General features: G+C 42.6%; 4 protein-coding genes. 3 read left to right on the top strand and 1 reads right to left on the bottom strand.

Going from position 1 to position 6,399, the window contains the following annotated elements; translation table 11 throughout:
* A partial coding sequence (locus FTT99_RS16360; RefSeq protein ID WP_218951547.1) for a hypothetical protein occupies positions 1-196 on the top strand: 196 nt, incomplete at its 5' end.
* A 56-nt stretch (positions 197-252) separates the two neighbouring features.
* On the opposite strand, the gene FTT99_RS02200 is transcribed toward FTT99_RS16360, so the two are convergent.
* Positions 253-1,440 carry a glycerophosphodiester phosphodiesterase gene (locus FTT99_RS02200; RefSeq protein WP_180129254.1) on the bottom strand — a complete coding sequence of 396 codons (1,188 nt, stop codon included), beginning with the start codon at positions 1,438-1,440 and terminating at the stop codon, positions 253-255.
* Positions 1,441-1,717: 277 nt separating this feature from the next.
* On the opposite strand from FTT99_RS02200, the gene FTT99_RS02195 reads away from it, so the two are divergent.
* Positions 1,718-4,819, top strand: a complete 3,102-nt coding sequence (locus FTT99_RS02195) for a multidrug efflux RND transporter permease subunit (protein ID WP_180129255.1) — start codon at positions 1,718-1,720, stop codon at positions 4,817-4,819.
* Between the two features lie 219 nt (positions 4,820-5,038).
* On the top strand, positions 5,039-6,382 hold the full coding sequence (gene mgtE / locus FTT99_RS02190) for a magnesium transporter (RefSeq protein WP_180129257.1): 1,344 nt from the start codon (positions 5,039-5,041) through the stop codon (positions 6,380-6,382).
* Positions 6,383-6,399: the final 17 nt, after the last annotated feature.

The following is a 6,399-nucleotide window of genomic DNA, read 5'->3' as shown; positions in this document are numbered from 1 at the left end:
CCCGACAGCTCCGACAGCTCCGACAGCTCCGACAGCTCCGACAGCTCCGACAGCTCCGACAGCTCCGACAGCTCCGACAGCTCCGACAGCTCCGACAGCTCCGACAGCTCCGACAGCTCCGACAGCTCCGACAGCTCCAGCACCTCAGCCAGTGGCAACGCAGTCAGCCGCAGAATATTTGGCAAACCCACTTTAAGATTTCCGTTTAACAATAAAAAAGACGCCTTGGCGTCTTTTTTCATTTTAGGAAAATTAGGGCTTTTGCAGTTGTGTTAAGGTTTTACGCGCCAGTCCCGGATCATCTGCAAATACACCATCTACACCAGCTTTATAGAAGTTTTCAAATTCTTTGGCCGCCCCCGTATCACAACGTTCGGTCGCTACTGAGCTACATTTTAAATAGTCAGGTAAAAAACCATTTTCTGGTCTGAGCGTATAAGGATGGACTTTCAAACCAGCAGCATGGGCATTTTTGACAAAAGTGGTTTGTTTAAATTCAGAGTTTGAAAAGATATAGGTTTTACTTGGACCTACACCATCTGCATATTTTGCTACAGCTTTTAGGCCTTCTGCAGTGGCTAAACTTGCATAATTTTGAGGTGAGCTTTGTTGCTGTAAGTCACCCGGTATGGCAGTTGGGCTATCTAATAATTGAATAATTTTGCCATGTTTGAGGGTTTTCTTTTGCGTAAGTTGATCACGTAAGTATTTAAGATTGGTGGTTTCAAAAGACTGTAAATATACAGGCGCGATATCACGTGTATAACTGTATTTCGTAAGCGTTGTGAGTAAGCGATCTTCCATGGCTAGATTTTGCTGTTGGAAAAATGTTGGATGCTTGGTTTCAATATATAAACCAACAATTTTTCCAGTTTTTTTATAATGGGCGTCGGCAAGTTCAATGATTTGTTCGAGCGTTGGGATGCTGTATTGATCATTATATTGAGTGTTATTGGGACGATATTGAGCAATACGCTCACGTGCTTTTACATTTTGAGTCAGTTCATTCAAATTAAAGTCTTCCGTAAACCATCCTGTATAGTCGATACCATCGATTTTTTTGGTGGTTTTTCGATCCGCAAATTGTGGCAGCGTACTGATATTGGTTGTCCCTGAAATTTCACTTTCATGGCGCGCAACCAGATAGCCATCCTTGGTTGGCACTAAATCGGGTTCGATAAAATCCGCACCATCGTCAATCGCTTTTTGATATGCGGCAAGGGTATGCTCAGGTCGCAAAGCACTGGCACCACGATGCCCAACAATGACAAAACCTGTATCAGGCAAAACAGGGGGCTTGGTGGCATGGGTTTTATCGTCATCCGAATTACATGCAGATAAACCAAAAACGCTAAAAAGGAGCAGTGAAGACACGCCCCATGAGGATTTTACTTTACTTGTTGTCGCTATATTCAACTGCTTTGTTAATTGTTTTTGCATGGCTGCCTCGGCATCTTTTTATATAAATGAATGATGTTGCAGGCATACATTGCAGGGCAGTGGCTAAGACTTCATGACAGAGGCGGTTTTGTCACATAAATTTACTAAAATAGCTGAAATGGAGGCTCTCCATATTTTCTACATATTTCGCTTCAAGCAAGGTTTTTATGTAGTCTAGGCTTGTAATCAAGCACATTGTGATTGATTATCAATAAGATTTTTTGAAAAAATTCAATCTACATATTTTATTTCATTAATTGAAAAGTGACATGGACTGATGCTGTCTAAGTTTTTTATTTATCGACCGATTTTTGCAGGTGTCTTGGCGATCATCGTCATGGCGCTCGGGCTATTTGCTGTGCTCAATTTACCGGTAGAGCGCTATCCAGATATTGCACCACCACGAATTACGGTCAGTGCAAGTTATAGCGGTGCGTCAGCAGAAACAGTCGAGGAAAGTGTCACACAAGTTCTTGAGCAACAAATTAAAGGAATTGATCATCTTTTATATTTTAGTTCAAGCAGCGACTCTTCAGGTCGAAGCCGGATCAGCATCAGTTTTGAAAATGGCACTGACCCAGATACCGCTCAAGTACAAGTACAAAATGCCATAAATGGAGTAATCAATCGGCTGCCTGAAGATGTGCAGCGCCAAGGGGTAAATGTCTATAAATCTTTGGGTGATACCCATATGGTTATCGGCCTCTATGATGAGACTGGCAAGAGTTCGAATATCGAACTTGGTGACTATATGATGACTCATCTAGAGCAGGACATTGCTCGAATTGAGGGTATCGGTGAAGTCGATGTTTTTGGTTCGCAATTTGCCATGCGCATTTGGCTCAACCCACTGAAGTTAAAGCAATATAGCCTTATGCCCAGTGATATCCGTGCGGCTGTTGAATCACAAAATACGCAGGTTGCAGCCGGAGCCGTAGGTGAATTGCCGAGTGTATCGGATCAATATCTCAATGCAAAAGTCACGTCAGGTTCACGTTTAAAGTCAGTTGAAGAATTTGAAAATATAATTGTCAAATCTGCACGAGACGGCAGTTTTGTCTATTTAAAAGACGTTGCACGTGTTGAATTGGGTGCGGAAAATTATTCAGGGGTGAATACCATTAATGGGTATCCATCTTCAGGGATGGGGATCTCATTGGCATCTGGGGCGAATGCACTTGAAACCTCAGCCTTAATTAAGCAAGAAATTGAACAATTAGCGAAGCAATTACCTGCCGGTTATAAAATTGTTTATCCTCGGGATAACACGCCATTTGTACAAGAATCGATTAAAGAAGTGGTGAAAACATTATTCGAAGCCGTTTTATTAGTGGTTTTGGTGATGTTTATCTTCTTACAAAATTGGCGAGCAACGCTGATACCTGCGATTACCGTGCCTGTGGTGATTCTAGGGACTTTAGCGATTTTATATGCTTTGGGCATGACCATTAACACGCTCACCTTGTTTGCATTGGTATTGGCCATCGGTCTGTTGGTCGATGATGCGATTGTTGTGGTGGAAAATGTCGAACGTTTAATGCATGAACAACAGTTAACAGCAAAACAAGCGGCTATAGAGTCGATGCATGAAATTAGTGGGGCATTAATCGGGATTACTTTGGTATTAACCGCTGTATTTATTCCCATGGCGTTCTTTGGTGGCTCAACGGGCGTGATCTATAGACAATTTTCCATCACACTTGTGGCTGCCATGGGCTTGTCACTGATGGTTGCGCTGATTTTAACTCCTGCATTATGTGCCTTAATTTTAAAACCCAATCCGAAACCACAGCGCTGGGCGATTTGGTTTAACGCCAAATTAGAGATTTTAAAAACCAAATATCTAGCACTTGCACAAGCCACAGTTCGTTATCGCTTATGGACGGTGGTGTTGTTTGCGGGGCTCATTACGGTATTTGCTTTGTTTTATCGTGCTTTACCGACCAGTTTTATTCCTAGTGAAGACCAAGGTATTTTGAGTGTGCAACTTAAATTACAAGAAGGTGCACCGATGTCGAAAAGTCGTGAGGTCGGTGAACAAATTCGGCAGTACTTTTTAACTGAAGAAAAGCAAAATGTTGATTTGGTGATGATTCGTTATGGACGAAATTTTTCTGGTACGGGTCAAAACTTAGGGCAAGGCTTTATTGCACTGAAGCATTGGGATGAACGTTCAGGACAACACAATTCAGCGCAAGCGATTCGTGAACGTGCTATGAAACATTTTAAAAAATTTAACAATGCACAAATCAATGTCAGCATGCCTTCCTCTGTCAGTGGCCTTGGGCAAACCGATGGTCTGGAATTTTGGCTGCGAGATATGAATGGTGAAGGCCGTGCTTATCTCGATGCGCAATTTAAAAGCTTACAAGAAAAATCTTCACAATTCAGCAGTTTCGAAAATTTAGACAAACGCTCAAACCCCGATAAAGCTGAACTAAAAGTGGATATTGATCAAAAACAAGCAATGGCCTTGGGGTTAACTCAAAATGCGATTAATAGCACCATGAGTAGCGCATGGGGCGGTAGCTATATCAACGATTTTATCGACCGTGGGCGCATTAAACGCGTCATGATGCAGGCAGATGCCGAATTCCGTTCTAAACCAGAAGATTTAGCCTATTGGCATGTACGTAATGACCAAAATGAAATGATTCCATTTAGTAATTTTTCAACCATTGGTTGGAGTGGTGGTCCAGAAGTTGTTAACCGTTTTATGGGCTATACTGCATTACAAATGGAAGCGGATACTGCCAAAAATGTCTCAAGTGGACAAGCCATGCAAGATGTTAAAGCTTTAGTTGACCAAGTGCCGGGTGTAGACGTGGCATGGAGTGGGTTATCCTTTGAAGAGCAAAAATCAAGTCATCAAGCGATTTGGCTATATTTGGTCTCAATTGGATTTATTTTCCTCTGTCTTGCCGCCCTATATGAAAGTTGGAGCATTCCAACCGCAGTCATGAGTGCGATTCCACTCGGGATAGGCGGTAATATCCTGTTTAGCTACATGACCGGTTTTCCAAATGACATCTATTTCCAAATTGCTTTGCTGACGACCATTGGTCTGTCCTGTAAAAATGCGATCTTGATTGTAGAGTTTGCAGCAATGGCACAAGAAAAAGGCAAACATGTGATCGAAGCTGCAATGGAAGGCGCAGCACTTCGTTTGCGTCCTATTTTGATGACCTCTTTGGCTTTTGGTGCAGGGGTGGTTCCTTTAGTTCTTGCTTTTGGTGCTGGTGCAGCCAGTCGTCAAGAGATTGGGGTGAGCGTACTCGGTGGGGTAATATTCGGTACGGTCTTGGTGCTGATCTTTATTCCGTTTATGTATGTGATGGTCCGTTCTATTTTTAAAATCAAGCCGGTGTCTGAAACTTAGAAATAATTCACGCACAGCATATAGCTCTACTAAACGCCACCGTTAAAGCTTGAGTATATCGCGGTGGCTTTTTTATGTCGCCAAACTTTCGGCAGGGAATAGTCACAGAGAACTTTCGCAAATGACGTTCACCGAGAACATATCGAAGAGATTTGAAACTCTTCCTTTTATCCTTCAATATGTGCTCTACATAGAAAGATTAAAATAAGAGTGAGTTGAATGGCGGATTTAATACAAAGACAGCGTGAAATTTCCGCTTTGCTGCAACAACAAAATTATGCAGCAGCAGTTTTCGCTTTACAGCCTCTGAATTACGCTGATCAGGCCCGTTTAATTCAGCAATTTCCAATTGAAGATCAAATTGAGTTACTTTCAGGTTTAGCGCATCAAGGCTTGGTATTTGAGTTTTTCCCGTTTGAGTCACAGCGACAGTTAATCTCGCGTTATCCACTGCGTCTACAAATTGAATTATTTGATGATATGCATTCTGATGATGCAACGGATTTATATAAAAGTTTAACTGATGCAGAACAAGATCGAATTTACCAACAACTTGATCAAGATACCCAAGAGCATCTAAAGGCGTTATCTGCATATGCAGAAGAGTCTGCAGGCGCAATCATGAGCTCAGACTATGTCAGTATGCCTGCTGACTTTACCATGCAACAAGCCATAGAGGCCTTGCGCCATGAACCGCATGACCGTGAAACCCTATATTTAATTTATGTCACCAATGAGCAGTCTCAATTAGAAGGGGTGATTTCACTGCGGCAAATTTTGCAGGCTGACCGTGATGCACGAATTCAACAGGTGATGACCAAAGATGTGGTGACCGGCTGGATAGATGAAGACCAAGAAAGTATTGCTCGAAAATTGGCTGAATATGATTTTATGGCCTTGCCGATTGTGGATCATGCTCAGCGTTTAATGGGGATTGTCACCTATGATGATGCGATGGATGTGGTACAGGCTGAAACCACTGAAGACTTTTTAAAAGCCAGTGCGGTGAGTACTGAACCTGGTATGAGCATTAAGAAAGCACCGATTTTAAAATTGTACCAAAAGCGGGTGTTCTGGTTGGTGATATTGGTCTTTGGCAGTTTATTGTCCGGTTTAGGTATTTCCTATTATGAAGACATCATTGCAGCACATATCGTCTTGGTTTTTTTCTTACCCTTACTGGTCGGAAGTGGAGGCAATGCGGGTTCTCAGTCTGCGACCTTAATGGTGCGAGCGCTTGCCACTGGGGATGTAAAAATTCGAGATTGGTTTTATTTGTTGGGACGGGAGACGCTCGTCGCGCTTTGCCTCGGTGGAACCATGGCCATTGCTGTATCGATTCTAGGCTACTATCGTGGTGATGCAACCGTCGCCTTGGTCTTGGCTTTAAGTATGATGGGTATCGTATTGCTCGGTTGTTTAATTGGCATGAGTTTGCCCTTTGTACTCAACAAGTTAAAGCTCGATCCTGCAAGTGCTTCTGCACCTTTGGTGACTTCGATTTGTGATGCGACCGGCGTGGTGGTGTATTTGATGATTGCTTCACAATTGCTCAATTTATAGAGATTAGCATTTTGCTA

The organism is Acinetobacter sp. YH12040 (assembly GCF_013420005.1).
GTDB lineage: Bacteria > Pseudomonadota > Gammaproteobacteria > Pseudomonadales > Moraxellaceae > Acinetobacter > Acinetobacter amyesii.
Note: the sequence above shows the minus strand (reverse complement) of the source record. Positions and strands in the feature narration are given on the sequence as shown.